Below are 24,256 nucleotides of genomic sequence, written 5' to 3'. Positions count from 1 at the left end.
CGGTGACCGATGCCGGGGCCGAACGCCGTGTCCAACGTCCGTGCCCGCCCATGCCGTTCGCCCTGTCGGCGCCTGGCGCTACGGTCGGACGCATGACGCAGCCCGCGGTGCTCGAAGCCGTTCTGGAGCGGATCACCTACGCCAACGCGGAGACCGGATACACCGTCGCCCGGGTGGACGCCGGTCGGGGCGGCGAGCTGCTGACGGTGGTGGGCGCGCTGCTCGGCGCGCAGGTGGGGGAGTCGGTGCGGATGACGGGCCGGTGGGGCTCGCACCCGCAGTACGGCCGCCAGTTCACCGTGGAGAACTACACGACCGTGCTGCCCGCCACCGTGCAGGGCATCCGCCGCTATCTGGGCTCGGGCCTGATCAAGGGCATCGGCCCGAAGACCGCCGAGCGCATCGTGGACCACTTCGGGGTGGAGACGCTCGACGTCATCGAGGCCGACCCGAAGCAGCTGATCAAGGTCCCGGGGCTCGGCCCCAAGCGCACCGCGCTCATCGCGGGCGCGTGGGAGGAGCAGAAGGCCATCAAGGAGGTGATGGTCTTCCTCCAGGGCGTCGAGGTCTCCACGTCCATCGCCGTGCGGATCTACAAGAAGTACGGCGACGCGTCGATCTCCGTCGTGAAGAACGAGCCCTACCGGCTGGCCGCCGAGGTGTGGGGCATCGGCTTCCTGACCGCCGACCGGATCGCGCGGGCCGTGGGCATCCCGCACGACAGCCCCGAGCGGGTCATGGCCGGGCTCCAGTACGCCCTGTCGCAGGCCACGGACCAGGGCCACTGCTATCTGCCCGAGGAGCGGCTGATCTCCGACGCGGTCAAGCTGCTCCAGGTGGACACGGGCCTGGTCATCGACTGCCTGGGCGAGCTGGCCGCGCGGCCCGAGGGCGTCGTGCGCGAGTCGGTGCCCGACCCCGAGGCCGCGCCAGGCTCGGGGGAGCGGGTGATGGCCGTCTACCTGGTGCCGTTCCACCGGGCGGAGCTGTCGCTGGCCGGGCAGGTGCGGCGGCTGCTGGACGGGCCCGATGACCGGCTGGCCGCGTTCGCCGACGTGGACTGGGACAGGGCGCTCGCGTGGCTGGCCCGGCGCACGGGTGCCGAGCTCGCGCCCGAGCAGCGCGAGGCGGTGCGGCTCGCGCTGACGTCCAAGGTGGCGGTGCTGACGGGCGGCCCAGGCTGCGGCAAGTCGTTCACCGTGCGCTCGGTGGTCGAGCTGGCGCGGGCCAAGGGCGCGGCGGTCGTGCTGGCCGCGCCGACCGGGCGCGCGGCCAAGCGGCTGGCCGAGCTGACCGGGGCCGAGGCGTCCACGGTGCACCGGCTGCTCGAGCTCAAGCCTGGCGGCGACGCGGCCTATGACCGCGACCGCCCGCTGAAGGCCGACCTCGTGGTGGTCGACGAGGCGTCGATGCTCGACCTGCTGCTGGCGAACAAGCTGGTCAAGGCCGTCGCGCCCGGCGCGCACCTGCTGCTGGTCGGCGACGTGGACCAGCTGCCATCGGTGGGCGCGGGCGAGGTGCTGCGCGACCTGCTCGCGCCGGGGGGCCCGGTGCCGGCGGTGCGGCTGACCAAGATCTTCCGGCAGGCGCAGCAGTCGGGCGTGGTGACCAACGCGCACCGGATCAACGCCGGGGCGCCGCCGATCACCCAGGGCCTCGACGACTTCTTCCTCTTCGTCGAGGACGACACGGAGGAGGCGGGCCGCCTGACCGTCGATGTCGCGGCACGGCGCATTCCGGCCAGATTCGGTCTCGATCCGCGCCGGGATGTCCAGGTGTTGACCCCGATGCACCGGGGACCGGCGGGCGCCGGGGTGCTCAACGGGCTGCTCCAGCAGGCGGTCACGCCCGCGCGGCCCGGTCTCGCGGAGAAGCGGTTCGGCGGAAGGGTCTTCCGGGTGGGTGACAAGGTCACCCAGATCCGTAACAACTATGACAAGGGAGCGAATGGAGTCTTTAACGGAACGGTCGGCGTCGTGACCGCCCTTGACCCGGTCGATCAGCGGCTCACCGTGCTGACCGACGAGGACGAGGAGGTCGCCTACGACTTCGCGGAGCTGGACGAGCTGGCCCACGCGTACGCGGTCACCATCCACCGCTCGCAGGGCAGCGAGTACCCGTGCGTGGTCGTCCCGGTCACCACGAGCGCCTGGATGATGCTTCAGCGAAACCTCCTGTACACGGCCGTGACACGGGCGAAACGGCTGGTGGTGCTCGTCGGCTCGCGGCGCGCGCTCGGCCAGGCGGTGCGCAGCGTCTCGGCGGGCCGCCGCTGCACCGCGCTGGACGCCAGGCTCGCCGGGGCGATAGCTCCCTGATGTCCGAAAAGGGGCGGCACCCGGTGCCAGAAAATGGCCCAATGGCCGACCCCGAGTGCACATTGTGGCCCCGGATGGGGGACAGTGGAGGGAGTCAGGGCACCTCGAAGAAGAGGCACAACCGTCGGTGAGGGATCACGTGAGCGAAAACCGCTACGGCGACAGCGCGGACAACAACGCAGACAACGCGGTGGTCGTGCGTTACGGCGACGACGAATACCGCTACCCCCTGGTCAACAGCACGGTCGGGGACCGGGGTTTCGACATCGGCAAGCTGAGGGCCCAGACCGGGCTGATCACCCTGGACTCGGGCTTCGGCAACACCGCGTCCACGACCTCGGCCGTCACCTACCTGGACGGCGAGAAGGGCATCCTCCGCTACCGGGGCTACCCCATCGAACAGCTCGCGGAGCGCGGCTCGTTCCTCGAGACGGCGTATCTGCTGATCAACGGTGAGTTGCCCACCGTGGACGAGCTGGCCGGCTTCCGGCAGGAGATCTCCCAGCACACCCTGCTGCACGAGGACGTCAAGCGCTTCTTCGACGGGTTCCCCACGGACGCCCACCCGATGGCCATGCTGACGTCGGTCGTCAGCGCGCTCTCGACGTTCTACCAGGACAGCCACAACCCCTTCGACGAGCGCCAGCGGCACATCTCCACGATCCGCCTGCTCGCCAAGCTCCCCACGATCGCGGCCTACGCGTACAAGAAGGCGATGGGGCACCCGATCGTCTACCCGCGCAACGACCTGGGGTACGTGGAGAACTTCCTGCGGATGACGTTCTCCGTGCCCGCCGCCGACTACGAGGTCGACCCCGTGGTGGCGAGCGCCCTGGACAAGCTGCTGATCCTGCACGCCGACCACGAGCAGAACTGTTCGGCGGCCACGGTCAGGATCGTCGGCTCCTCCCAGGCCAACCTGTTCGTCTCCATCTCCGCCGGTATCAACGCCCTGTGGGGCCCCCTGCACGGTGGCGCCAACGCGGCGGTGCTCGAGATGCTCGAGGCGATCCAGCGCGACGGCGGCGATGTCGACGCGTTCATCCGCCGGGTGAAGAACAAGGAGCAGGGCGTCCGGCTCATGGGCTTCGGGCACCGCGTCTACAAGAGCTTCGACCCCCGGGCGAAGATCATCAAGGCGGCGGCCCACGACGTGCTCTCCGCGCTCGGCAAGTCCGACGAGCTGCTCGACATCGCCCTGCGCCTTGAGGAGCACGCGCTCAGCGACGACTACTTCGTCTCGCGGAACCTCTACCCCAACGTCGACTTCTACACCGGCCTGATCTACCGGGCCATGGGCTTCCCGACCAGCATGTTCACCGTGCTGTTCGCGCTCGGCAGGCTCCCGGGCTGGATCGCCCAGTGGCACGAGATGATCACCGACCCCACCACCAGGATCGGCCGCCCCCGGCAGGTCTACACCGGCGTGGTCGAGCGGGAGTACCTCCCGGTCGAGCAGCGGTGACGACACGCCGCACAGTGTGACGCAGGTCACACCACGACGTGTGCAACCTTTGATGATCCCGTGGGTCTAACCGGTCGACGTTGGCGCGGATTCGGCTGGATCCACGCCGACGGCCGTCCGGCCGGGGTCCCGTGGGGGGACGCTCTGAGCGGACGGCAGGAAGCGCCCCGCGCCGGGCCCTGTGGGGGGACCCGCCGGCGGGGCGCTTTTCCGTGTCCTGGGTGTTCTTGCTCGGGCGGTGCTCTTCTTCGGGCGCCCGAGCGTGGTCGACGCTCGGTCAACGCTCAGGCGCGGCCGACCAGTTCGTAGCCCGCCTCGTCCACCGCCGCGCGCACGGCCGCGTCGTCGGGCTGGGCCTCGGCCACCACGGTCACAAGACCCGTCGCCGCCACGGCCTTCACCTCGGTGACGCCGGGGATCGCGCCGATCTCGGACTTCACCGCGCCTTCGCAGTGCCCGCAGGTCATGCCCGTGACCTGGTAGGTGATCGTGCTCATACTGCTCTCCTTCCCTGGGGTGCGCCCCCGCGTCAGCAGCATACCCCATGGGGGTATGGGTATCGCGTATCGGCACCCGGCGTGTCCGGTGGCCGGGAATCGCGGGGCGCGGCGTTCCGTTGTCACCCCTAGGGGGAACCCGGGCGCGTCCCGGGAATGCTCCTGACGCCCTTTTCCGCCGGGCCTTCAACATGTCAGGTTTGACTGACGGGTTGGGCTGACCGCGGGGTCTCGGCCCCGGGACGAAATGGATACGGCATGGACGGCGCACTGTGGATGTACGCCCTGCTGGCCCTGACCACCGCTCCCCCGCTGGTGCCCAACGCCGCCCTCATCGCCTCGGCGGGCGCCCTCGCCGAGCGCGGCGAGCTGAGCCTGCCCCTCGTCCTGCTGGTGATCGCGGGGAGCGCCCTCGCCGGGGACGCCGCGATCTACGGCATCGGCCGCATGGCCAGCGGGCGCGCCGTCCACTGGCTCTCCCGCACCACCCGGCGCAAGGCCGCCCTCGCCTGGACCGGCGACCGCATGCACACCCATGGCCTGCCGTTCGTCGTCGGCGTCCGCTTCCTGCCGAGCGGGCGGCTGATCGGGGGCCTGACCGCCGCCATCGTCCGCTACGGCTCGGGGCGTTACCTCCTGGGCGCGGGTATCGCCGAGACCGTGTGGGCCTCCTACAGCGTCGCCCTCGGATACTGGGGCGGCTCCGCGCTCGACGGCATGTGGGGCGCCCTGGTGATCGGCACCGCGGTCTCGCTCGTGGTCGCCGCCGTCGCCCAGGTGCTCAGCCGCTCGGGCCCCCAGGGCCCGCGCACGGCGCTCGGCCCCGGCGCGCGCGACGCCCAGGGCGCCGAGCCGCCCGCCGCCGCGTGAACGCGCCCGCCGAACGCGCCCGCGCGCGGGGCGTTCAGCCGTGGTGCGGGAAGCCCAGGTCCACGCCCCGGTCGGCCGGGTCGGGCCAGCGCGTGGTGACGACCTTGCCGCGTGTGCAGAAGCGCACGCCGTCGGTGCCGTAGACGTGGTGGTCGCCGAAGAGCGAGTCCTTCCAGCCGCCGAACGAGTGATACCCCACCGGGACCGGGATGGGCACGTTGACCCCCACCATCCCCGCGGCGACCTCGAGTTGGAAGCGGCGGGCCGCGCCGCCGTCCCGCGTGAAGACGGCGGCGCCGTTGCCCCAGGGCGAGGCGTTGATCAGCGCGAGCGCCTCGTCGTACGAGTCGGCGCGCACGACGCACAGCACCGGGCCGAAGATCTCGTCGCGGTAGGCGGCCATCCCCGGCGTCACGCGGTCGAGCAGCGAGACGCCGAGGAAGAAGCCGCCCTCGTGGCCCGCCACCGTGTACCCGGTGCCGTCCACCCGCACGTCGGCGCCCTGCTCGCGCGCGCCGCGCACATACCCCGCGACCGAGTCCCGGTGCTCCGCGGTGATCAACGGGCCCATCTCGGACGTCGGATCGGTCCCCGGACCCACGCGCACCGCGGCCGCGCGCTCGGCAAGCCGCGCCACCAGCGCGTCGCCGGTCTCCTCGCCGATCGCGACCACGACCGAGACGGCCATGCACCGCTCGCCCGCCGAGCCATAGGCGGCGCTGATCGCGGCGTCGGCGGCCACGTCGAGGTCGGCGTCGGGCAGCACCAGCATGTGGTTCTTGGCGCCGCCGAGCGCCTGCACGCGCTTGCCGTGCTCGACCGCGGCCCGCTGGACCGCGCGCGCCACGGGCGTCGACCCGACAAAGCTCACCGCGGCCACGTCGGGGTGGGCGAGCAGCCGGTCGACGGCCTCGCGGTCGCCGTTGACGACGTTGAGCACGCCGTCGGGGAACCCGGCCTCGGCCGCGAGCTCGCCCAGGCGAAGACCGGCCGACGGGTCCTTCTCGCTCGGCTTGAGCACGAACGCGTTCCCGCACGCGAGCGCCACGGGGAACATCCACAGCGGCACCATCGCGGGGAAGTTGAACGGCGTGATGCCCGCGACCACGCCGAGCGGCTGCCGGATCGAGGCCACGTCCACGCCCGTGGACACCTCGGTCGACAGCTCGCCCTTGAGCTTCTCCGGGATGGCGCAGGCGAGTTCGACGATCTCGAGGCCGCGCGCCACCTCGCCGAGCGCGTCGCCGTGCACCTTGCCGTGCTCCGCGGTGATCAACGCCGCCAGCTCGTCCCGGTGCGCGAGCAGCAGCTCGCGATAGCGGAACAGCAGCGCGGTGCGGCGCGCGAGCGACGCGCGCGCCCAGGTCCGCGCCGCCTCCTTCGCCGCCGCGACCGCGCGGTCCACCTCGGCGGCGTCGGCCAGCGCCACGCGCGAGCGCTGCTCGCCGGTCGCCGGGTCCCACACCGGGCCGAACCGCCCCGAGGCGCCCTCGACGGCCTTGTTGTCGATGAAGTGGCCGATGGTCCTCATGGTGACCTCTCTCGCGGTGGTGTGCTCGCGGTGTCGAACGCGGGCTTGCGGCCCGGTCACAGGTGGCGGCGGCGGCCCGCCGCGGCCCGCTCGTAGGCCGCGCGGGCCGTGCGCGCCGCCGGGCGGGTGGCGGTCTCGGCCACCGGCACGTCCCACCACGCGTGCGCGGGCGGGGCGGTCGGCGCCGGGTCGGTCTCAACGTAGACGCAACTGGGCCGTTCCTCCGCGCGCGCCGCCTCCAGCGCGGCGCGCAGGTCCGCCCAGGTGTCGGCCCGGTGGACGGAGAGCCCGAGCGAGGCGGCGTTGGCGGCCAGGTCGACCGGGAGCGGGTCACCCGTGTAGGTGCCGTCGGGCGCCCTGAACCGGTACGCGGTGCCGAAGCCCTCCGCGCCCGTCTCGCGCGAAAGACCGCCGATGGACGCGTAACCATGGTTCTGGATCAGAACCAGATTGATGTTGATCCCTTCCTGAACGGCCGTGACCAGTTCGGTGGGCATCATGAGATAGGTGCCATCCCCGACGAGCGCCCACACGGGCCGGTCGGGCGCGGCCAGGCGTACGCCGATCGCGGCGGGGATCTCATAGCCCATGCACGAGTAGCCGTACTCCAGGTGGTACTGGCGCCGGGAGCGGGCGCGCCACAGCTTGTGCAGGTCGCCCGGCATCGACCCCGCGGCGTTGATCACCACGTCCTCGTCGCCCACGACCGCGTCGAGCGCGCCGATCACCTGCGTCTGGGTGGGCCGCGCCGTCGTGTCGCCGGGGACGAACGCGGCCGTGGTGACGCGTTCCCAGCTCTCCTTGCCCGCCAGGTAGCGCGCGGCGTACGCGTCGGCGACCCGGTGCCCGGCCAGCGTGTCCGCCAGCGCGTCGAGGCCCGCGCGGGCGTCGCAGAGCAGGGGCAGGGCGCCCATCTTGTGCGCGTCGCGCGCGGCGATCGACAGGCTGACGAACCGCACGCGCGGGTCGGCGAAGAGCGTGCCGGAGGCCGTGGTGAAGTCCGTGAACCGCGTGCCCACGCCGATCACCAGGTCCGCCTCGCGGGCAAGATCGTCGGCCACGGCCGTCCCGGTGTGGCCGATGCCGCCGACCTCGCACGGGTGGTCGTGGCGCAGCGCGCCCTTGCCCGCCTGGGTGCAGGCGACCGGGATGCCGGTGGCCTCGGCGAGCGCGCGCAGCGACTCCTCCGCCTCGCTGTGGTGCACCCCGCCGCCCGCGACGATCAACGGGCGGCGCGCGGCCCGCACCGCGTCGGCCGCCTCGGCGAGCGCGGCGGCGTCGGGGACGGGGCGCGGCACGCGCCACACGCGGGGCGCGAGGAACGCGGCGGGCCAGTCGAACGCCTCGGCCTGCACGTCCTGCGGCAGCGCCAGGGTCACCGCGCCCGTCTCGGCGGGGTCGGCGAGCACGCGCATCGCCTCGAGCGCCGCGGGGATCAGCGCCTCGGGCCGTGTGACGCGGTCGAACCAGCGGCTCACCGGGCGCAGCGCGTCGTTGACCGACACATCGCCCGCGCCCGGGTGTTCGAGCTGCTGGAGCACGGGGTCGGCGGGGCGGGTGGCGAACGTGTCGCCGGGCAGCAGCAGGACGGGCAGCCGGTTGACGGTGGCGAGCGCGGCTCCGGTGACCAGGTTGGTCGCGCCGGGGCCGATGGAGGTGGTGACGGCCTGGGCGCTCAGCCGGTCGCGCTGGCGCGCGAATCCGACGGCGGCGTGCACCATGGCCTGCTCGTTGCGGCCCTGGAGGAACGGCAGCTCGGCGCCGGGGCCCTGGCCGGACTCGACCAGGGCCTGGCCGATCCCGGCGACGTTGCCGTGCCCGAAGACGCCCCAGCAGGCCTGGATCAGCCGGTGCCGCCGCCCGTCGCGCTCGGTGTACTGGCGGGCGAGGAAGCGGACGAGGGCCTGGGCGACGGTGAGGCGGGTGGTGGGCTGGCTCTGGCTCTGGGGCGGAGTGGTCAACGCGGCACCTCCGGCGGGGAGTTGTACAGCGGAAGTCTGGGGTCGGGGCGTTCGTCGTCCCAACGGGCCCTGATCCAGGCGTGGTCGGGGTGGTCGGTGATGAGCCAGGCCCGGTCGGCGCCGGGCCCCGCCATCACATTGAGGTAGTACATGTCGTGCCCTGGCGCGGCGATCGACGGGCCGTGCCAGCCGTCGGGGATCAACACGGCGTCCCCCGTGCGGACTTCGGCGAGCAGCCCGTCACCCGCGCGCGCCCGCGACGGGGTGACGCGTTGGTAACCGACGCCGTCCGCCGCGGGGTTGGCCTCGGCGCCCGCGATCTCGTAGTAGTAGATCTCCTCGAGGTCCGACTCCTCGCCGGGCCGCGCCTCGTCGTGCTTGTGCGGGGGATAGGAGGACCAGTTGCCGCCGGGCGTGAGCACCTCGACCGCGATGAGGCGGTCGGCGTCGAACGCGTCGGCCGCGGCGAAGTTGTTGACCTGGCGCGAGCACGAGCCCGCGCCGCGCAGCTCGACGCCGACGCCCGAGGCCGGGCCGTGGCGGGCCGCGAGGCGGGTCGCGCAGCGGGCGCCGCACAGCGCGAACCGCCCGCCGTCGTCCGACGCCACGGTGACCGTGGCGTCCCTTGGCGCGTAGGCGAAGTCGGTCACGCCGGAGAACACGTCGGCGCGCCCGGCGAGGTGGAGCGTCGCCCCGTCCACGGTCACCGCGCACGCCCCCGCGAGCGGCAGCACGATCCACTCGCTCCCGCCCGTGGCGAACGTGTGCCGCCCGCCAGGCGACAGCGGCAGCACGCGCAGCGACGCATGGGCCAAGGGGGCGCGTTCGGGCGTGATGTCCAGCGTGTAGGGGCCGTTGCCCGCGGTCCCCGCGGGGAGATGGGTGCTCACGATGCCTGCCCTTCAGCGGTCCTGGATCAGTCCGACGGCCGTGTCCACGGCCTTCCTGACGTCGCCGTCCGCCGGATAGAGCAGCGAGCGGCCCACCACCAGGCCCTGCACGGTGGGGAGTCGGAGGGCGCGCCGCCAGCGGGCATAGGCGGCGTCCTGGTCGCCGCGCACGTCGCCGCCGAGCAGCACGACGGGCAACGTCGTCGCGGCCAGGGCGCGTTCCATCGCGTCGGGGTCGGCGGTGACGGGCACCTTGAGCCACGTGTACGCGGACGTGCCGCCGAGGCCGGAGGCGATGGCGAGCGAGGTGGCGACCGCCTCCGGGCTCAGGTCGTTGACCAGCCGCCCGTCCACCCGGTGGCACAGGAACGGCTCGACGAAGACCGGGAGTTGGCGCGCGGCCATGTCGTCGATCGCGCGGGCGGCGGCGTGCAGCGTGGTGAGCGATCCCGGGTCGGAGCGGTCGATCCGCAGCAGCAGCTTGCCCGCGTCGAGGCCCCACCGCTCGATGTCCTGGGCGCGATGGCCCGTGAAGCGGTCGTCGAGCTCGAACGCCGCTCCCGCGAGGCCGCCCCTGTTCATCGACCCGACCGCGACCCGGTTCTCCAACGCGCCGAGCAGCAGCAGGTCTTCGAGGATGTCCGCGGTGCCGAGCACCCCGTCGACGCCGGGCCGGGAGAGCGCGAGGGTGAGCCGTTCGAGCAGGTCGGCCCTGTCGCCCATGGCGAGGGGGTCGCCGCCCACGGCGAGCGCGCCGCGCGCGGGGTGGTCGGCCGCGATGATCAGCACCCGGCCGCCCGCGCCCACCAGGGGCCTGCGCCGCCGCCGCGCCGCCGCCTCGGCGATGGCCTGGGGGCGCCGGGCGCGCGTCCCGGCGAGCTCCTTCACGTCTATGCTCAACGCGCCACCTCCGCACCGTCGTCGGGGCCGCCCCGCGCGGCGAGCAGGGCCTCGACCTCGTCCGGGTAGGGCATCGCTGACGAGCAGGCGAGGCGGCCCGCGACCAGCGCGCCCGCGGCGTTGGCGTACCGCATCGTGCGCTCGGGCGGCCAGCCCGCGAGCAGCCCGTGGACCAGCGCGCCGCCGAACGCGTCGCCCGCGCCAAGACCGTTGACCACCTCGACCGGGTGTGGCGGGACCTCGGCCGCGGTGCCGTCGCGGCGCAGCGCGAGCACGCCGTCCCCGCCCCTCTTGACGACGGCGAGGTCGACCCCGGCGGCGAGCAACGCCTCGGCGCACGCCAGGGGTTCGCGTTCCCCGGTGGCGACGGCGCACTCCTCGACGTTCCCGACCGCGACCGTGGCGTGGGCCAGCGCCGCCGCGTAGTGCGGGCGGGCCGCCTCGGGGGAGCCATCGGGCCAGAACATCGGCCGCCAGTCCAGGTCGAAGACCGTCACCGCGCCGCCGCCCCTCGGCCGCGCCGCGAGCGCGGCCAGCGTCGCGCTGCGGCTGGGCTCCTGGCACAGACCCGTCCCCGTCACCCAGAAGACGCGCGAGGCCGCGATCGCGGCCAGGTCCAACTCCTCGGCGTGGATGACCAGATCGGGCGCGGTGGGCAGCCGGTAGAAGTACAGCGGGAAGTGGTCGGGCGGGAACACCTCGCAGAAGGTGACGGGCGTCGGATACGCGGGCACGTCGCTCACCCAGCGGTCGTCCACGCCGAACTCCCGCAGCGCGTCATGGCAGTACACGCCGAACGGGTCGGCCCCTGTCCGGCTGATGACGGCCGCGCTGCGGCCCAACCGGGCGGCGGCGACGGCCACGTTGGTGGGCGAGCCACCGAGGAATTTCCCGAACGTCTCCACGCGCGGCAGTGGCACACCGGTCTGGAGCGGGTAGATGTCAACGCCGATGCGTCCCATGGTGATCAGGTCCAGTGGTCCGGCCATGCCTCCCAGGTGTAGGCCCGGAGGGATCACCTGTCAATATATTGTCCTGACAAAGTATTGACACGTCGCGCGCCCGGGAGTTTGCTGCCGATCAGCAACGTCGCCCGGAACGTCCCCCGATTCCCCCGATTCCCCGATCCCTCCGCTCTCTCACAGCGAAGTGAGGTACCCCGATGAAACGCGCCCACCGCTCCGCCCTCGCGGCCCTCGTGGCCGCGGGCGCCCTGCTCGCCGCGGGCTGCTCAAGCGACTCCGGCGGCAAGGCAGCCCAGGACCGCGCGGAGGAGGGCGAGGTCGGACAGGCCGACACCCCCCGGATGACGGTCGCGTTGATCACCCACGGGGCGCCGGGCGACACGTTCTGGGACACCGTCCGCGAGGGCGCCGAGACGGCCGCGCACAAGAGCAACGCCGAGCTGATCTACTCGAGCGACCCCAGCGTCTCGGGCCAGGCCAACCTGATCCAGAACGCCATCGACCAGGACGTGGACGGCATAGCCGTCTCGCTGGCCAACCCCGAGGGGCTCTCGGGCGCGATAGCGCAGGCCCGCGAGGCCGGGATCCCGGTCGTGGGCCTCAACTCCGGCATGGACGCCTGGCGCGACCTCGACCTACTGTCCTTCTTCGGCCAGGACGAGATCGTCTCGGGCCGGGCGTTCGGCGAGCGGCTCGACGAGATCGGCGCCGAGCACACCGTGTGCGTCATCCACGAGCAGGGCAACGTCGGGCACGAGGCCCGCTGCGCGGGCGTCGCCGAGGCGTTCGACGGCGAGACCGAGGTGCTGTACGTGGAGGGCGCCGACATGCCGTCGGTCCGCTCCACGATCGAGGCCAAGCTGCGCCAGGACGACTCGATCGACTATGTCGTGGCGCTCGGCGCGCCGTTCGCGCTCACCGCCGTCGACTCGGTGGCGGACGCGGGGAGCGACGCGGAGATCGCCACGTTCGACCTCAACACCGAGCTGGTCACCTCCATCGAGGAGGGCGACATCCAGTTCGCCGTCGACCAGCAGCCGTATCTCCAGGGGTACTTGGCGATCGACTGCCTGTGGCTCTACCACACCAACGGGAACTTCAGCGGGGGCGGCGAGCAACCCGTGCTCACCGGGCCCGCGTTCGTCGACGGCGAGAACATCGACACCATCGCCGACTTCGCCAGGAACGGCACCCGATGACGACGACCACCCAGCGGGTCCGCCGCGTGCTGGCCAGGCCCGAGACGGGGGCGCTGATCGGGGCGCTCGCCGTCTATGCGTTCTTCTTCGCCGTCGCGCCGACGTTCCGGCAGTTCGACTCGCTCGCCACCGTGCTCTACCAGTCGTCGACGCTCGGCATCATGGGCCTGTCCGTCGCGCTGCTGATGATCGGCGGGGAGTTCGACCTGTCGGCGGGCGTGGCGGTGACGACGTCGTCGCTGACGGCCAGCATGTTCGCGTTCCAGCTCACGCTCAACGTGTGGATGGGCGTCCTCGTGGCGCTCGTCCTGGCGCTCGCCATCGGGGCGTTCAACGGGATCATGCTCGTCAAGACCGGACTGCCCAGCTTTCTGATCACTCTGGGCACGTTCCTGATGCTCCAGGGCCTCAACCTTGCCGTCACCAAGGCCATCACGGGCCATGTCGCGACCGATTCGATCCGCGACATGGACGGATTCGACCAGGCGCGGGACCTCTTCGCATCCAGCGTCTCGATCGGCGGCACCGGCATCCGGATCACCGTGCTGTGGTGGCTCGGCTTCGCGCTGCTGGCCACCTGGGTGCTGCTGCGGACCACCTACGGCAACTGGATCTTCGCCGTCGGCGGCCACCGGGACAGCGCGCGGGCGGTGGGCGTGCCGGTGACGTTCGTCAAGGTCAGCCTGTTCATGCTGGTCGGCTTCACCGCGTGGTTCGTCGGGATGCACCAGCTGTTCGCGTTCAACACCATCCAGTCGGGCGGCGGCGTCGGCAACGAGCTGCTGTACATCGCCGCGGCCGTCATCGGCGGCTGCCTGCTGACCGGCGGCTTCGGCTCCATCCCCGGCCCGGTGATCGGCGCGTTCCTCTTCGGCATGGTCTCCCAGGGCATCGTCTACGCCAACTGGGACGCCGACTGGTTCATGTTCTTCCTCGGCTCGGTGCTGCTGCTGGCCACCCTGCTCAACCTGTACGTCCGCAAGCAGGCCACCACCAGGAGGCTGACATGACCGGCCCCGGCCCATCCGCGGTCGCCGCCCCGCTGGTCGAGCTGCGCGGCGTCGGCAAGTCCTACGGGACCATCCGCGCCCTGCACGACGTGGACCTCACCGTCCGCGCGGGCGAGGTCGCGTGCGTCCTCGGCGACAACGGCGCGGGCAAGTCCACCCTCATCAAGATCATCTCGGGGCTGCACCGGCACTCCGAGGGTGAGCTGCGCATCGACGGCGAGCCGGTCAGGCTCGGCGGCCCGCGCGAGGCGCTGCGCCGCGGCATCGCCGCCGTCTACCAGGACCTCGCCACGGTGACCCTGATGCCCGTCTGGCGCAACTTCTTCCTCGGCTCCGAACTCACCCGTGGACGCTGGCCGTTCCAGTGGCTCGACATCCCCGGGATGCGGCGGGTGGCCGACGGGGAGCTGCGGGCCATGGGCATCGCGCTCGACGACCTCGACCAGCCCGTCGGCTCGCTCTCCGGCGGCCAGCGGCAGTCCGTCGCCATCGCCCGCGCCATCCACTTCGGCGCCCGCGTGCTGATCCTCGACGAGCCGACCGCCGCGCTCGGCGTCAGGCAGTCGGGCGTCGTCCTCAAGTACATCGCCGCCGCCCGCGAGCGCGGCCTCGGCGTCGTCCTCATCACGCACAACCCCCACCACGCCCACCTGGTCGGCGACCACTTCACGGTGCTGCGGCTCGGCGAGGTCGAGCTGAGCGCCCCACGCGCCGACGTCACGCTGGACGACCTGACCCTGCACATGGCGGGCGGCGCCGAACTGGCCGTCCTGGAACGCGAGTTGGCCAACGGAACGACCGACAGCACGGCAGACGGCACGACGGATGGCACGACGGATGGCACGGATGGAGAGGACGTGACGGAACGATGACGATCCGTGTCGGCTCAGCACCCGACTCCTGGGGTGTGTGGTTCCCCGACGACCCTCAGCAGGTCCCCTGGGGGCGTTTCCTCGACGAGGTCTCCGAGGCGGGCTACTCGTGGATCGAGCTCGGCCCCTACGGCTATCTGCCCACCGACCCGGGCCGGTTGGGCGCCGAGCTGGCCGCCCGCGGCCTGAGCGTCTCCGCGGGGACCGTCTTCACCGCCCTGCACCACGGGCCCGCGGTGTGGGAGTCCACCTGGGAGCACGTCGGCCGCGTCGCCGCCCTGACCCGCGCGATGAACGCCGAACACCTCGTGGTCATCCCCGAGTTCTGGCGCGACCCGGCGACGGGCGAGGAGACCGAGCCCGGGCGCCTGGGGCCCACCCAGTTCGCCCACCTCGTCAGCGGCATGGACCGGCTCGGCCACCGGCTGCGCGAGGAGCACGGCCTCACCATGGTCGTCCACCCGCACGCCGACACCCACATCGACACCGAGGAGAACGTCGCCCGCTTCCTGCACGCCACCGACCCCGACGCCGTCAGCCTGTGCCTCGACACCGGCCACTACGCCTACTGCGGCGGCGACAACCTCCGGCTCATCCAGGCCTTCGGCGAGCGCATCGGCTATCTCCACCTCAAGCAGGTCGACCCCGCGGTCCTCGCCGAAGTCCACGAGCAGCGGCTGCCGTTCGGGCCCGCCGTGCGGCGCGGCGTGATGTGCGAGCCGCCCGACGGGGTCCCCGCGCTGCCGCCGATCCTGGACGCGGCCACGTCCCTGGGCGTGGACCTCTTCGCCATCGTCGAGCAGGACATGTACCCCTGCCCGCCCGACCGCCCCCTGCCCATCGCCCGCCGCACCCGCCGCTTCCTGGCGTCCTGCGGCGCCTGACCCACGCACGACCGAGCACCGCCGCACAGCGAGGAGTTGTTCCATGACCACCACCGCCGCCGCCGAGCTCGGCGTGGCCGTCATCGGCGCGGGCAGCATGGGCGCCGACCACGTCCGCCGCATCGACGGGCTGATCAGCGGCGCCAGGGTCGCCGCCGTCGCCGATGTCGATGGCGACCGGGCGGCGGCCCTGGCCGAGGGCATCGAGGGCTGCTCCGCGCACACGGACCCGGGCGCGGCGATGGCCGCGCCCGGGGTCTCGGCCGTGCTGATCGCCTCCCCTGGCGCGGCGCATGAGGAGTCCCTGCTCATGGCGCTCGAACGCGACCTGCCGATCCTGTGCGAGAAGCCGATGACCCCCGACGCGGCGGGCGCCCTGCGGGTCGCCGAGGCCGAGGAGAAGCTGGGCCACCGGCGCGTGCAGGTCGGCTTCATGCGGCGCTACGACGCGGAGTATCTGCGCCTCGCGCGGCTGCTCGCCGACCGCGAGCTGGGCCGCCCGCTGCTGCTGCACTGCCGCCACCGCAACGTGTCGGTTCCGCCGTACTTCACCGACGCCCACCTCATCAACGACTCGGTCTCCCACGAGTTCGACGCGGCCCGCTGGCTGCTGGGCCAGGAGATCACCGCGGTCCGCGTGCACCGGGCCGCGGCCGGGTCCGCTCCCGAAGGGGGCCTGAACGACCCGCAGTTGGTGGTCTTCGAGACCGACGGCGGGGTGCTCGTGGACGTCGAGATCTTCGGCAACTGCGGCTTCGGCTACCAGGTCCAGGCCGAGGCCGTGTGCGAGCGCGGCACCGCGCGCATCGGCGAGGCGCACGGCCTGATGACCAACGCGGCCGGGCGCTGGGGAGGTTCGATCGACCAGGGCTATCTGAGCCGCTTCGCCGACGCCTACGACCGCGAGGTCCAGGCGTGGGTGGACGCGACGCGGCGCGGGGAGGCCACGGGACCCGGCGTGTGGGACGGCTACGCGGTGGCCGCGGCCTGCGAGGCGGGGGTGGAGGCGCAGCGCACCGGGCGGCGGGTGGCGGTGGAGATGGCGGAACGGCCGCCGTTCCACCGGCGATAGGGTCATGGCCGTGGACGTGCAGTTCAGCATCGACCGCACCAGCCCGGTGCCGTTGTACTTCCAGCTCTCGCAACAGCTCGAAGCGGCCATCGAGCAGGGAGAGTTGCTGCCCGGCACGCTGCTGGTCAACGAGATCGACCTCGCGGGCCGCCTCGGGCTCTCCCGCCCGACGGTCCGTCAGGCGATCCAGGCGCTGGTGGACAAGGGGCTGCTGGTGCGGCGCCGCGGCGTGGGCACCCAGGTCGTGCACAGCCAGGTGCGGCGCCCGCTGGAGCTGAGCAGCCTCTACGACGACCTCGCGGCGGCCGGGCAGCGGCCCGGCACCCGCGTCATCGACCTCGGCACGGTCCCCGCGCCGCCCGAGGTGGCGGCGGCCCTCGGCGTCGGCGAGGGCAGCGAGGTCCAGCGCATCGAACGCCTCCGCCTCACCCATGGCGACCCGCTGGCGTTCCTGCGGAACTACCTCCCGCCGGGGCTGCCCGCCTTCACCCGCGCGGACCTGGAGTCCACGGGCCTCTACCGCCTCATCCGCGCGGGCGGCGTCACGCTGCACAGCGCGAGCCAGTCGATAGGCGCCCGCGCGGCCACCCCCGACGAGGCGACGCTGCTGTCCGAGCCCCAGGGTGCCCCCCTCCTGAGCATGCGCCGCACGGCGTTCGACGACACGGGCCGCGCGGTGGAATACGCCACCCACCTCTACCGCGCCTCGCGCTACACGTTCGAGCTGCGCCTGCTGATGCGCTCGTGAGGCCCTGGCCGCCTTGCGGCGGTCGATCAATCGGGATGGACCACCCGCTTGACCGGCAGGCCGGTCACTCGGGAGACAGCCTCGTAGTCGCGGTCGTCGTGCAATACGATCAGCCCTTCTCGCTCAGCTGTCGCCGCGACCAGCAGATCGATGGCGCCCGCCGAGCGGTGGAGGCCGGACTCGGTCAGAGTCTGCTGAAGCTCCTGTGCACGCTCGAACGCGGCTTCGGGCATGGGCACCCAGGCGAACAGCGCGCGCAGCAGCTCACGCTTCTTGGAACGATCGGCCAGAGACCGGGCCGAGTAGAGGACCTCCAGCTCGACCGCCGGGCAGACGGCGATGATGCCTGCGGTCAGAGCGCTGCTCCAGTCATCCCTGACCTGCTTCTGGAGGATTCGGAACACTGCGGAGGTGTCGATGAGGTAAAGGCACGAGCTCACGGGCGATACGACCTCTTGTTGCCCAGATAGGCGTCGAAGTCTCCTTGGTCTGCCATCTCGCCCAAGAGCTCCAAAGCTCTCGCGCGCCTTATGCGCAGCGTCGCCTCCCGGAGGGCCGTGTTGACCGTGTCCTTCTTGGTCTTTGTCCCGAACACCCGCGCCGCGTCCGCCAATGCCTCATCGTCGATGTCCACCAGCATCTTGGTCATGACTTGCGCTCCCGCCATCCATGGATATACGAAATCGTTGATCAGTATATACCTGCTGCGCTCCGGCCGCACCTGGGCTCATCTCGGCCGCTACTGGCGGTCAGCCGGTGCTGGCCGCCGACATCCTGGAGGCGGGCGAGGCCCTCTCCGCGCTCGACGGCGTCACCCCGATCCAGCTCAACGCCGGGACGGCCATGGGCGAGGCCACCACGATGCAGGGGCTGCTGCCACTGCTCGCCGGGACCGGCGAGGAGATCCACGACGGCGACAGCTGGGCCGGTGACACCCCGGGGCTGCGCGACGTGCTCGGGCTCTACGAGGACGTCTACGGCGGCGGGTTGGGCGACCCGGTGCTCCAACAGGAGGCACAGGGGCGGGACAAGTCGTTCGAGCGGTTCGCCGAGGGAACGGTCGGCATGCTCGTCGAGGGCGACTACTTCTGGCGCAGCGTGGTCAACCCCGAGGGCGGCACCGCCCCGAGGGAGAACCGCGACGAGGCCGTCGGCTACGCGCTCATCCCCGCCGTCCAGCCAGGCGCGGGCGTGCGAGGACAGGACTTCGTCTCCACATCGGGCGGCAGCGTCCGCGCCGTCAACCCCGCGAGCGACAACGCCGAGTTGGCCCATGAGCTGCTCCAATTCATGAACTCGGCCGAGGCCATCACCGCGGCCGTCGACGGCGACGCCCGCATCACCGCGCGCACCGACGTCAACGACCAGGTGCTCACCGGCGACCCGATGCTCAGCTTCATCGCCGACGAGGTGCCGCCCCTCACCAGCTACCGCCCGCCGCTCGCGGAGTACCCCCAGGTCTCGGTGCTGCTCCAGGAGGCCACGGGAGCGGTCGCCACGGGCGACCGCGGCCCGGCCGAGGCGGCCCAGGAGTACGCCTCGGGCCTCGAGGAGGTCTCCGGCGGTGGCGACTGACGCCGCGGGGCTCGGGCGGGGAAGGGCCGCGGCGTTCGTCGCACCGGCGCTGCTGCTGATCGCCGCCTTCCTGGTCTTCCCCGCCCTGTGGACGGTCTATCTGGGCGCCACCGACTACCAGTTGACGGGCCTGGCCGCCGCCGACCCCCAGGTCACCGGCCTGGACAACGTCGAACGCGCCCTGGACGAGGAGGAGTTCACCCACTCCCTCGGCCTGACCCTCCAGTTCGTCATCGGCTCCGCCGTCCTCGGCCAGGCCGTGCTCGGCTTCGCCATCGCCTGGCTGCTGCGCGAGCGCGGCGGTGCGCTGCGCCGCCTGGTCGAGGGGCTCGTGCTGCTGGCCTGGATCCTGCCCAGCTCGGTGGTGGCGTTCCTGTGGATCGCGCTTCTCGACCGCGACGACGGCACGCTCAACTCCCTGCTGGGCACGCCGGGTACGGCCTGGCTCGTCGAGCACCCGATGGCGTCGATCATCGTCTTCAACATCTGGCGCGGCACGGCGTTCTCGATGATGCTCTACGCCGCCGCGCTCGGCACCGTCTCGCCCACCCAGCTCGAGACCGCGCGGCTCGCCGGGGCATCGGGCTGGCAGCAGCTGCGCGACGTGGTGTTCCCGGCGATCCGTGGCCACATCCTCACCAACCTGCTGCTGATCAGCCTGTGGACGTTCAACGACTTCACGCCGTTCCTGCTCACCAACGGCGGCCCCGGCGACGAGACCGAGATGATCCCCGTCTTCATCTACAAGACGGCCATCTTCGACGGCGAGTTGGGCTACGGCGCCGCCCTCTCGGTGCTGATGCTGCTCATCAACCTCGTGATCGCCCTGGTCTACGTCCGCCTGCTCCGCCGCCGCGACCGCGCCCCGAAGCGGACCGCCGAGGTGGTGAAGTCCCCATGAGCCCACGCCGGTTCCTCGCCGTCATCGGCCGCTACACCCTGATCTGCCTGCTGCTGGCGTTCTTCTCGCTGCCCCTGCTGTGGCTGGCGTTCGCGCCGTTCGACCGCGCCCCCGGCGTCGCCGCCTCGCTGCCGAGCTTCACCCTCGACAACTTCCGCGAGCTGCTCGACAACGAGAACGCCCTGCGCTCGCTGCGCAATTCGCTCGTGCTCGCCGCGGGGACCGGCGCCATCGTGGTCACCCTGGCCGCGCTCGCCGCCTACGCCCTCAGCCGCGTCCGGCTGCCCGGCCGCGACGCGCTGCTCTACGCCCTGCTGCTGCTCTCCTCGATCGTCACCGGCACCGCCGCGATGGTCCCGCTGTTCAACCTCGCCTACGAACTCGACCTGATCGACTCCCAGTTGGGGGTGATCCTGGTGCTCAGCGGCGGCCTGCTGCCCAGCGCGGTCTTCATCCTCAAGGACTTCACCGACGCCACGCCCCGCTCCTACGAGGAGTCCGCGCGCGTCTTCGGCGCCTCACCGCTCCAGATCGTGCGGCACATCGTCGTCCCGCTGATCCGCCCGGGCCTCGCCACCATCGCCGTGTGGTCCGTCGCCCAGGTGTGGGGGAACTTCCTGATCCCCTTCCTCCTGCTGCGCTCGCCCGAGAAGTCCCCCGCCGCCGTGGTGATGTACACCTTCTACACCGAGGGCGGCCAGCCCGACCTCGCGCTGATCTCCACGTTCTCCCTGCTCTACTCCCTGCCGGTGGTCGCGATGTTCCTGTTCGTCTCGTCCCGGTACGGCTTCCGCTTCCACGGAGGGATCAAGCACTGATGTCAGCCATCGACCTGGTCCGGCTCTCCAAGGTCTACCCCGGTGGGGTGACCGCCCTGGACGGCGTCGAACTGGCCATCGCCGACGGCGAGTTCTTCGCGCTGCTCGGGCCCTCGGGGTGCGGCAAGACCACCCTGCTGCGCACCATCGCGGGGCTCGAGGAGGCCACCGGGGGAGCGGTCCTCATCGGCGGCGACGACGTCACCGCGCTGCCGCCGGGGCGGCGGGACGTCGCGATGGTGTTCCAGGACTACGCCCTCTTCCCGCACATGACGGTCACCGACAACATCGCCTATCCGCTGCGCATCAGACAGGTCGGCGGCGCCGAGCGCCGGGCCAAGGCGGCGGGGACCGCAGGGGAGTTGGGCCTCGACGCGCTGTTGGAGCGCCGCCCGGCGCAGCTCTCGGGCGGGCAGCAGCAACGGGTCGCGCTCGCCCGGGCGATGGCGTGCCACCCGCGCGCGTTCCTGCTCGACGAGCCGCTGTCCAACCTCGACGCCCGCATGCGCCTCGAGGCCCGCACGTTCCTCAAGCGGCTCCAGCGCGAGCTGCGGATCACCTGCGTGTTCGTCACCCACGACCAGGCCGAGGCGCTGGCGCTCGCCGACCGCGTCGCGGGCATGGAGGACGGGCGGGTGCGCCAGGTGGGCACACCGGCCGAGGTGTTCCGGCGCCCCGCGAACACGTTTGTCGCGTCGTTCATCGGCTCGACCCCCATGAACCTGCTCGAAGGCGAGGTCCGCGAAGGCGGCCGGGTCGCCGTCGGCCCCGCCGAGGTGCCGGGCGGCCCCGGCGCCGGGGCGCTCGCCCCCGGCGACCCGGTGGTCTACGGGGTGCGGCCCGAGTATCTGACCTACGCCGGAGAACCCACCGGGGGAGCGTTCTCCGGCGAGGTCACCGTCGTCGAGAACCTGGGCAGCGCCCAACTCGTCACCCTCGACGGGGAGTCGGGGTCCATACAGGTCGTGGTCGACGAGGACACCGAGGTCGCGCCCGGCACCGCCGCATGGGCGGTGCCGAGGCCGGACCGGGTCCTGCTCTACCGCGACGGCGCGCTCGTCCCCTGACCAGCAGGGGCGCCGCCCTCGCCACCGCCGCCCCCGTCGTCCGCCGCCCGCGGCTGGCGGCGCCCGCGCGCGAGCAGCACGGCCGAAGCGATCAGCGCCGCGCACAGCGACCCGGCGAGCACCGCCGCCTTGACCTGCTCCTCGAGCGCCGGGGTGTCGGCGAACGACAGCTCGGTGATCAGCAGCGACACCGTGAACCCGATGCCCGCGAGCAGCGCGCCGCCGAACACGTCGGGCCACCTCAGCGTCGGGCTCAGCCGGGCCCGGGTGAAGCGCGCCACCAGGTAGGTGGTGCCGAAGACGCCGATCGTCTTGCCGAGCAGCAGGCCGAGCGCGGCGCCCAGCGGCTCGGGCTCGCTCACGAGCGAGGACAGCGTGTCGCCCGAGACGGGCACCCCCGCCGCGAAGAGCGCGAACAGCGGCACCGCGATCCCCGCCGAGTAGGGGTGGACCAGGTGCCCGACGCGTTCGGCCGGTGACTGCTTCTCCAGCGGGCCAGGGACGCTGCGCAGCAGCATGCCCATGGCGACCCCGGCGATCGTGGCGTGGATGCCGCTGTTGGCCATCAGCACCCAGATGGCGAGCGCGAGTGGCACATACACGTACCAGGCGCCGTGCCAGCCGCGCACGCCCCTGTGGTGCAGCAGATGGAAGAGGACGAGACCGGCGACGGCACCGGCGAGCGCCCAGAGGTCGAGGCCCGAGGTGAAGAAGATGGCGATGACGATGATCGCGATCAGGTCGTCCACCACGGCGAGGGTCAGCAGGAACACCCGTAGCGCGGACGGCAGACGGCGCCCCACCACCGCGAGCACGCCGAGCGCGAACGCGATGTCGGTGGCCATCGGCACGGCCCAGCCGCCCTGGTCGCCCCCGCCCACGCCGTTGACCGCGACGGAGATGAGCGCGGGCACGGCCATGCCGCCGATCGCGGCGACCACGGGCAGCACGGCCGTGGCGGGGCGGCGCAGCTCACCGGCGACCAGCTCGCGCTTGAGCTCGATCCCGGCGACGAAGAAGAAGACGGCGAGCAGCCCGTCCGACGCCCAGTGACCCACGGAGAGGTCGAGCCCGAGCGCCGGGATCGCGAGGTGGTGGTCGCGGACGTCGGCGTAGGTGTCGTCGAGCGGCGAGTTCGCCAGGACCAGGGCGACGGCCGCGGCGATCAGCAGGAGCAGCCCGCCCGAGGCCTCCAGGCGCAGGAACTCCGCGACCGTTCTGCGGTTGCGCTCCTCGTCGGCCCTCGGATCGCTCGGCGGGCGCGGGAACGACAGGGAGTCCTGGGAAGCCATGGTGGCGGGCCTTTCAGCGGGTACGGGCAGGTCGCGTCACATCGCCGACCAGACTTCCCGGCACACCACGGCGGCGGACCCAGGCACAGGAGGACCTGGCGAACCGCGCCGGTCCTGACACCGTACCCCGGGGATTCTTTACGCGTCCTTGACACGGAGCGTAGCGGCGATCACATCGCCAAGCGCGGTCGCGTCGGAGGCGTCCACCGGGCGCGCGCCCAGGCGGCGCGCCAGCACCGCGCGGTGCGCGCCGGGGGCGTACACCCACACATCCGGAACGCCTCCCTCCACCAGCTCGGAGGCGACCACGAGCCCCGCGAGCCCGTCCCCGCCGAGCGCGACCACGGCGCAGGCGGGCGCGCCCGGCCCGGCGAGCCCGAGCCGTTCGCGCTCCTCGGGGTCGGTGGCGTCGGCCACGGCCACCCGGGCGAGCGTGGCCCGCCGCGCGGAAACGGCCTGCTCGTCGGCGTCGACGCCGAGCACCGCGAGGCCCCGCCGCGTCAGCTCGTCGGCGAGCGCCCCGCCGAATCCGCCGAGCCCGACCACCGCGACGCGCCGGTCGTGCGCGCCCGGCGCGCCACGTCGCCGCGCGCCCTCGGTGAGTCCTCGTGAGCGGGCGCGGCGCAGCGCGTGCAGGGGAGTGGCCATGGCTCCATCCTCTCTCTGCCACGGAGGGCTCACACATACGCACACGACGTCCCGCACGGGCACGGCATTCGCCCCGGATTCTCACGCGCGAACGGCCCCGCGGCGCACGGGAGTCCGAAAACGCCCTTGCGGAACGCCAGGGGAGCGCCGCCGGAACGCCGTTCGCCGGAACGCCGTGGGAACGCCGCCGGAGCGCCGTCGCGGAAACGCCCCCCGAACAGCCGAAAGGGCGGCGCCCGGCGCGCGGCTCGCGCCCTGGCACCGCCCCGCGGCGGAAGCGGGGGTCAGCCACCCCGGATGGAGCTCTCCAGACCCGTGTCGGTGTCCTCCATGGCCTGGGCGGCGGTCTTCAGGAAGTTGCCCATGCCCTGGAGGCCCTCAAGGACCTTCTTGGCGCCCTGGGTGAACTCCCGGTAGGAGTCGTCGAAGGCGCCGGAGGAACGCGAGGTCGTGTAACCGGCGGCCAGCAGGCCATCGATGTACGACTGAAGCTCGTCGAGCTTCTGGTCCATCAGCTCGTACTCGGAGATGAGCCGATCGCCCGCCTCCCGCATGTCGTCATATGTGACGTCGATATCCGCCATGACGATTCCCCTCCTCAGGTAGGGCGGAGGGCCATCCCCCCGCTGGTGTCCGGCCGGTGTGGGCGCCGGGGTCCCGCCTGTGGCGCCGCCACAGGCAGTCAGCCTACGTCCACGAAGCATGGGACGGTACCCCCGGTCAAGAGGGCGTGAAACACCCGTCCCCGGTGCCTCGGCGACACCTATGACGCC

At 72.4% G+C, this 24,256-nt stretch carries 24 protein-coding genes; 13 read left to right on the top strand and 11 right to left on the bottom strand.

Annotated elements, in window-relative coordinates:
* The first annotated feature begins 92 nt into the window (after window positions 1-92).
* Both recD2 and D7318_RS17415 read left to right on the top strand, forming a co-directional pair.
* Window positions 93-2,318, top strand: a complete 2,226-nt coding sequence (gene recD2, locus D7318_RS17420; RefSeq protein ID WP_120698040.1) for an SF1B family DNA helicase RecD2 — start codon at window positions 93-95, stop codon at window positions 2,316-2,318.
* 139 nt (window positions 2,319-2,457) lie between these two features.
* Window positions 2,458-3,783, top strand: coding sequence for a citrate synthase (locus tag D7318_RS17415; protein ID WP_120698039.1), 1,326 nt, complete (start codon window positions 2,458-2,460; stop codon window positions 3,781-3,783).
* A 284-nt stretch (window positions 3,784-4,067) separates the two neighbouring features.
* Here D7318_RS17415 and D7318_RS17410 read toward each other — a convergent pair whose 3' ends face one another.
* Window positions 4,068-4,280, bottom strand: coding sequence for a heavy-metal-associated domain-containing protein (locus tag D7318_RS17410; RefSeq protein ID WP_329604586.1), 213 nt, complete (start codon window positions 4,278-4,280; stop codon window positions 4,068-4,070).
* 258 nt (window positions 4,281-4,538) lie between these two features.
* On the opposite strand from D7318_RS17410, the gene D7318_RS17405 reads away from it, so the two are divergent.
* Entirely contained in the window at window positions 4,539-5,150 is a 612-nt protein-coding gene (locus tag D7318_RS17405; RefSeq protein ID WP_120698037.1) for a DedA family protein, read from the top strand.
* A 34-nt stretch (window positions 5,151-5,184) separates the two neighbouring features.
* On the opposite strand, the gene D7318_RS17400 is transcribed toward D7318_RS17405, so the two are convergent.
* The 5 genes from D7318_RS17400 to iolC are packed head-to-tail and all read right to left on the bottom strand — an operon-like array spanning window position 5,185 to window position 11,421.
* On the bottom strand, window positions 5,185-6,681 hold the full coding sequence (locus tag D7318_RS17400; protein ID WP_120698036.1) for a CoA-acylating methylmalonate-semialdehyde dehydrogenase: 1,497 nt from the start codon (window positions 6,679-6,681) through the stop codon (window positions 5,185-5,187).
* Window positions 6,682-6,737: 56 nt separating this feature from the next.
* A complete protein-coding gene (iolD, locus tag D7318_RS17395) occupies window positions 6,738-8,642 on the bottom strand; it encodes a 3D-(3,5/4)-trihydroxycyclohexane-1,2-dione acylhydrolase (decyclizing) (RefSeq protein ID WP_120698035.1) in 1,905 nt (634 codons plus the stop codon).
* Window positions 8,639-9,535 (bottom strand): 5-deoxy-glucuronate isomerase, encoded by an 897-nt coding sequence (iolB, locus tag D7318_RS17390; RefSeq protein WP_408055501.1) that lies wholly within the window; start codon window positions 9,533-9,535, stop codon window positions 8,639-8,641. The genes iolD and iolB overlap by 4 nt, the downstream gene beginning before the upstream one ends.
* Window positions 9,536-9,544: 9 nt before the next feature.
* Complete coding sequence (locus D7318_RS17385; RefSeq protein ID WP_120698033.1) at window positions 9,545-10,432, bottom strand: Cgl0159 family (beta/alpha)8-fold protein; 888 nt, start codon at window positions 10,430-10,432, stop codon at window positions 9,545-9,547.
* Window positions 10,429-11,421 carry a 5-dehydro-2-deoxygluconokinase gene (gene iolC / locus D7318_RS17380; RefSeq protein ID WP_120698032.1) on the bottom strand — a complete coding sequence of 331 codons (993 nt, stop codon included), beginning with the start codon at window positions 11,419-11,421 and terminating at the stop codon, window positions 10,429-10,431. The genes D7318_RS17385 and iolC overlap by 4 nt, the downstream gene beginning before the upstream one ends.
* 173 nt (window positions 11,422-11,594) lie before the next feature.
* Here iolC and D7318_RS17375 point away from each other — a divergent pair, with 173 nt between their 5' ends.
* The 6 genes from D7318_RS17375 to D7318_RS17350 are packed head-to-tail and all read left to right on the top strand — an operon-like array spanning window position 11,595 to window position 17,182.
* Window positions 11,595-12,596: a substrate-binding domain-containing protein gene (locus D7318_RS17375; RefSeq protein ID WP_120698031.1), complete on the top strand. Its 1,002-nt coding sequence runs from the start codon at window positions 11,595-11,597 to the stop codon at window positions 12,594-12,596.
* Window positions 12,593-13,606, top strand: coding sequence for an ABC transporter permease (locus D7318_RS17370; RefSeq protein ID WP_120698030.1), 1,014 nt, complete (start codon window positions 12,593-12,595; stop codon window positions 13,604-13,606). The genes D7318_RS17375 and D7318_RS17370 overlap by 4 nt, the downstream gene beginning before the upstream one ends.
* Entirely contained in the window at window positions 13,603-14,478 is an 876-nt protein-coding gene (locus D7318_RS17365) for an ATP-binding cassette domain-containing protein (protein WP_120698029.1), read from the top strand. The genes D7318_RS17370 and D7318_RS17365 overlap by 4 nt, the downstream gene beginning before the upstream one ends.
* The gene (locus D7318_RS17360) at window positions 14,475-15,362 is read left to right on the top strand and encodes a sugar phosphate isomerase/epimerase family protein (protein ID WP_120698028.1); all 888 of its coding nucleotides are present in this window, start codon (window positions 14,475-14,477) and stop codon (window positions 15,360-15,362) included. Before D7318_RS17365 ends, D7318_RS17360 begins: the two co-directional genes overlap by 4 nt.
* Window positions 15,363-15,405: 43 nt before the next feature.
* A complete protein-coding gene (locus D7318_RS17355; RefSeq protein ID WP_120698027.1) occupies window positions 15,406-16,434 on the top strand; it encodes a Gfo/Idh/MocA family protein in 1,029 nt (342 codons plus the stop codon).
* A gap of 4 nt (window positions 16,435-16,438) precedes the next feature.
* A complete protein-coding gene (locus D7318_RS17350; RefSeq protein WP_120698026.1) occupies window positions 16,439-17,182 on the top strand; it encodes a GntR family transcriptional regulator in 744 nt (247 codons plus the stop codon).
* Window positions 17,183-17,208: 26 nt separating this feature from the next.
* Here the strand turns inward: D7318_RS17350 and D7318_RS17345 are convergent, their stop codons facing one another.
* On the bottom strand, window positions 17,209-17,622 hold the full coding sequence (locus tag D7318_RS17345; protein WP_120698025.1) for a PIN domain nuclease: 414 nt from the start codon (window positions 17,620-17,622) through the stop codon (window positions 17,209-17,211).
* Window positions 17,619-17,831, bottom strand: a complete 213-nt coding sequence (locus tag D7318_RS17340; protein ID WP_120698126.1) for a type II toxin-antitoxin system VapB family antitoxin — start codon at window positions 17,829-17,831, stop codon at window positions 17,619-17,621. Before D7318_RS17340 ends, D7318_RS17345 begins: the two co-directional genes overlap by 4 nt.
* 107 nt (window positions 17,832-17,938) lie before the next feature.
* On the opposite strand from D7318_RS17340, the gene D7318_RS17335 reads away from it, so the two are divergent.
* From D7318_RS17335 to D7318_RS17320, 4 genes are read left to right on the top strand one after another with little or no spacing between them, the layout of a single operon-like run.
* Window positions 17,939-18,757 carry an extracellular solute-binding protein gene (locus tag D7318_RS17335; RefSeq protein ID WP_230423826.1) on the top strand — a complete coding sequence of 273 codons (819 nt, stop codon included), beginning with the start codon at window positions 17,939-17,941 and terminating at the stop codon, window positions 18,755-18,757.
* Window positions 18,747-19,658 carry a carbohydrate ABC transporter permease gene (locus tag D7318_RS17330; RefSeq protein WP_120698024.1) on the top strand — a complete coding sequence of 304 codons (912 nt, stop codon included), beginning with the start codon at window positions 18,747-18,749 and terminating at the stop codon, window positions 19,656-19,658. Before D7318_RS17335 ends, D7318_RS17330 begins: the two co-directional genes overlap by 11 nt.
* Window positions 19,655-20,476 carry a carbohydrate ABC transporter permease gene (locus tag D7318_RS17325; protein WP_120698023.1) on the top strand — a complete coding sequence of 274 codons (822 nt, stop codon included), beginning with the start codon at window positions 19,655-19,657 and terminating at the stop codon, window positions 20,474-20,476. The genes D7318_RS17330 and D7318_RS17325 overlap by 4 nt, the downstream gene beginning before the upstream one ends.
* Complete coding sequence (locus D7318_RS17320; RefSeq protein WP_120698022.1) at window positions 20,476-21,543, top strand: ABC transporter ATP-binding protein; 1,068 nt, start codon at window positions 20,476-20,478, stop codon at window positions 21,541-21,543. Before D7318_RS17325 ends, D7318_RS17320 begins: the two co-directional genes overlap by 1 nt.
* Here D7318_RS17320 and nhaA read toward each other — a convergent pair.
* The 3 genes from nhaA to D7318_RS17305 all read right to left on the bottom strand — a co-directional run bounded on the left by nhaA (window position 21,516) and on the right by D7318_RS17305 (window position 24,067).
* On the bottom strand, window positions 21,516-22,835 hold the full coding sequence (gene nhaA / locus D7318_RS17315) for a Na+/H+ antiporter NhaA (protein ID WP_120698021.1): 1,320 nt from the start codon (window positions 22,833-22,835) through the stop codon (window positions 21,516-21,518). The genes D7318_RS17320 and nhaA overlap by 28 nt on opposite strands.
* A 138-nt stretch (window positions 22,836-22,973) precedes the next feature.
* Window positions 22,974-23,483 (bottom strand): NAD-binding protein, encoded by a 510-nt coding sequence (locus D7318_RS17310; RefSeq protein WP_120698020.1) that lies wholly within the window; start codon window positions 23,481-23,483, stop codon window positions 22,974-22,976.
* A gap of 284 nt (window positions 23,484-23,767) precedes the next feature.
* Window positions 23,768-24,067: a WXG100 family type VII secretion target gene (locus D7318_RS17305; protein WP_120698019.1), complete on the bottom strand. Its 300-nt coding sequence runs from the start codon at window positions 24,065-24,067 to the stop codon at window positions 23,768-23,770.
* Between the last annotated feature and the right edge of the window lie 189 nt (window positions 24,068-24,256).

This window comes from Streptomyces radicis (genome assembly GCF_003626575.1).
Taxonomy (GTDB): domain Bacteria; phylum Actinomycetota; class Actinomycetes; order Streptomycetales; family Streptomycetaceae; genus Streptomyces; species Streptomyces radicis.
Note: the sequence above shows the minus strand (reverse complement) of the source record. Positions and strands in the feature narration are given on the sequence as shown.

What these genes read in the sequence shown, in the direction of transcription:
- recD2 (WP_120698040.1), top strand. Translation starts at nt 93, where the DNA reads ATGACGCAGCCCGCGGTGCTCGAAGCCGTTCTGGAGCGGATCACCTAC.
- D7318_RS17410 (WP_329604586.1), bottom strand. Translation starts at nt 4,280, where the DNA reads ATGAGCACGATCACCTACCAGGTCACGGGCATGACCTGCGGGCACTGC.
- D7318_RS17405 (WP_120698037.1), top strand. Translation starts at nt 4,539, where the DNA reads ATGGACGGCGCACTGTGGATGTACGCCCTGCTGGCCCTGACCACCGCT.
- D7318_RS17400 (WP_120698036.1), bottom strand. Translation starts at nt 6,681, where the DNA reads ATGAGGACCATCGGCCACTTCATCGACAACAAGGCCGTCGAGGGCGCC.
- iolC (WP_120698032.1), bottom strand. Translation starts at nt 11,421, where the DNA reads ATGGCCGGACCACTGGACCTGATCACCATGGGACGCATCGGCGTTGAC.
- D7318_RS17375 (WP_120698031.1), top strand. Translation starts at nt 11,595, where the DNA reads ATGAAACGCGCCCACCGCTCCGCCCTCGCGGCCCTCGTGGCCGCGGGC.
- D7318_RS17370 (WP_120698030.1), top strand. Translation starts at nt 12,593, where the DNA reads ATGACGACGACCACCCAGCGGGTCCGCCGCGTGCTGGCCAGGCCCGAG.
- D7318_RS17365 (WP_120698029.1), top strand. Translation starts at nt 13,603, where the DNA reads ATGACCGGCCCCGGCCCATCCGCGGTCGCCGCCCCGCTGGTCGAGCTG.
- D7318_RS17360 (WP_120698028.1), top strand. Translation starts at nt 14,475, where the DNA reads ATGACGATCCGTGTCGGCTCAGCACCCGACTCCTGGGGTGTGTGGTTC.
- D7318_RS17355 (WP_120698027.1), top strand. Translation starts at nt 15,406, where the DNA reads ATGACCACCACCGCCGCCGCCGAGCTCGGCGTGGCCGTCATCGGCGCG.
- D7318_RS17350 (WP_120698026.1), top strand. Translation starts at nt 16,439, where the DNA reads ATGGCCGTGGACGTGCAGTTCAGCATCGACCGCACCAGCCCGGTGCCG.
- D7318_RS17340 (WP_120698126.1), bottom strand. Translation starts at nt 17,831, where the DNA reads ATGACCAAGATGCTGGTGGACATCGACGATGAGGCATTGGCGGACGCG.
- D7318_RS17325 (WP_120698023.1), top strand. Translation starts at nt 19,655, where the DNA reads ATGAGCCCACGCCGGTTCCTCGCCGTCATCGGCCGCTACACCCTGATC.
- D7318_RS17320 (WP_120698022.1), top strand. Translation starts at nt 20,476, where the DNA reads ATGTCAGCCATCGACCTGGTCCGGCTCTCCAAGGTCTACCCCGGTGGG.
- nhaA (WP_120698021.1), bottom strand. Translation starts at nt 22,835, where the DNA reads ATGGCTTCCCAGGACTCCCTGTCGTTCCCGCGCCCGCCGAGCGATCCG.
- D7318_RS17310 (WP_120698020.1), bottom strand. Translation starts at nt 23,483, where the DNA reads ATGGCCACTCCCCTGCACGCGCTGCGCCGCGCCCGCTCACGAGGACTC.
- D7318_RS17305 (WP_120698019.1), bottom strand. Translation starts at nt 24,067, where the DNA reads ATGGCGGATATCGACGTCACATATGACGACATGCGGGAGGCGGGCGAT.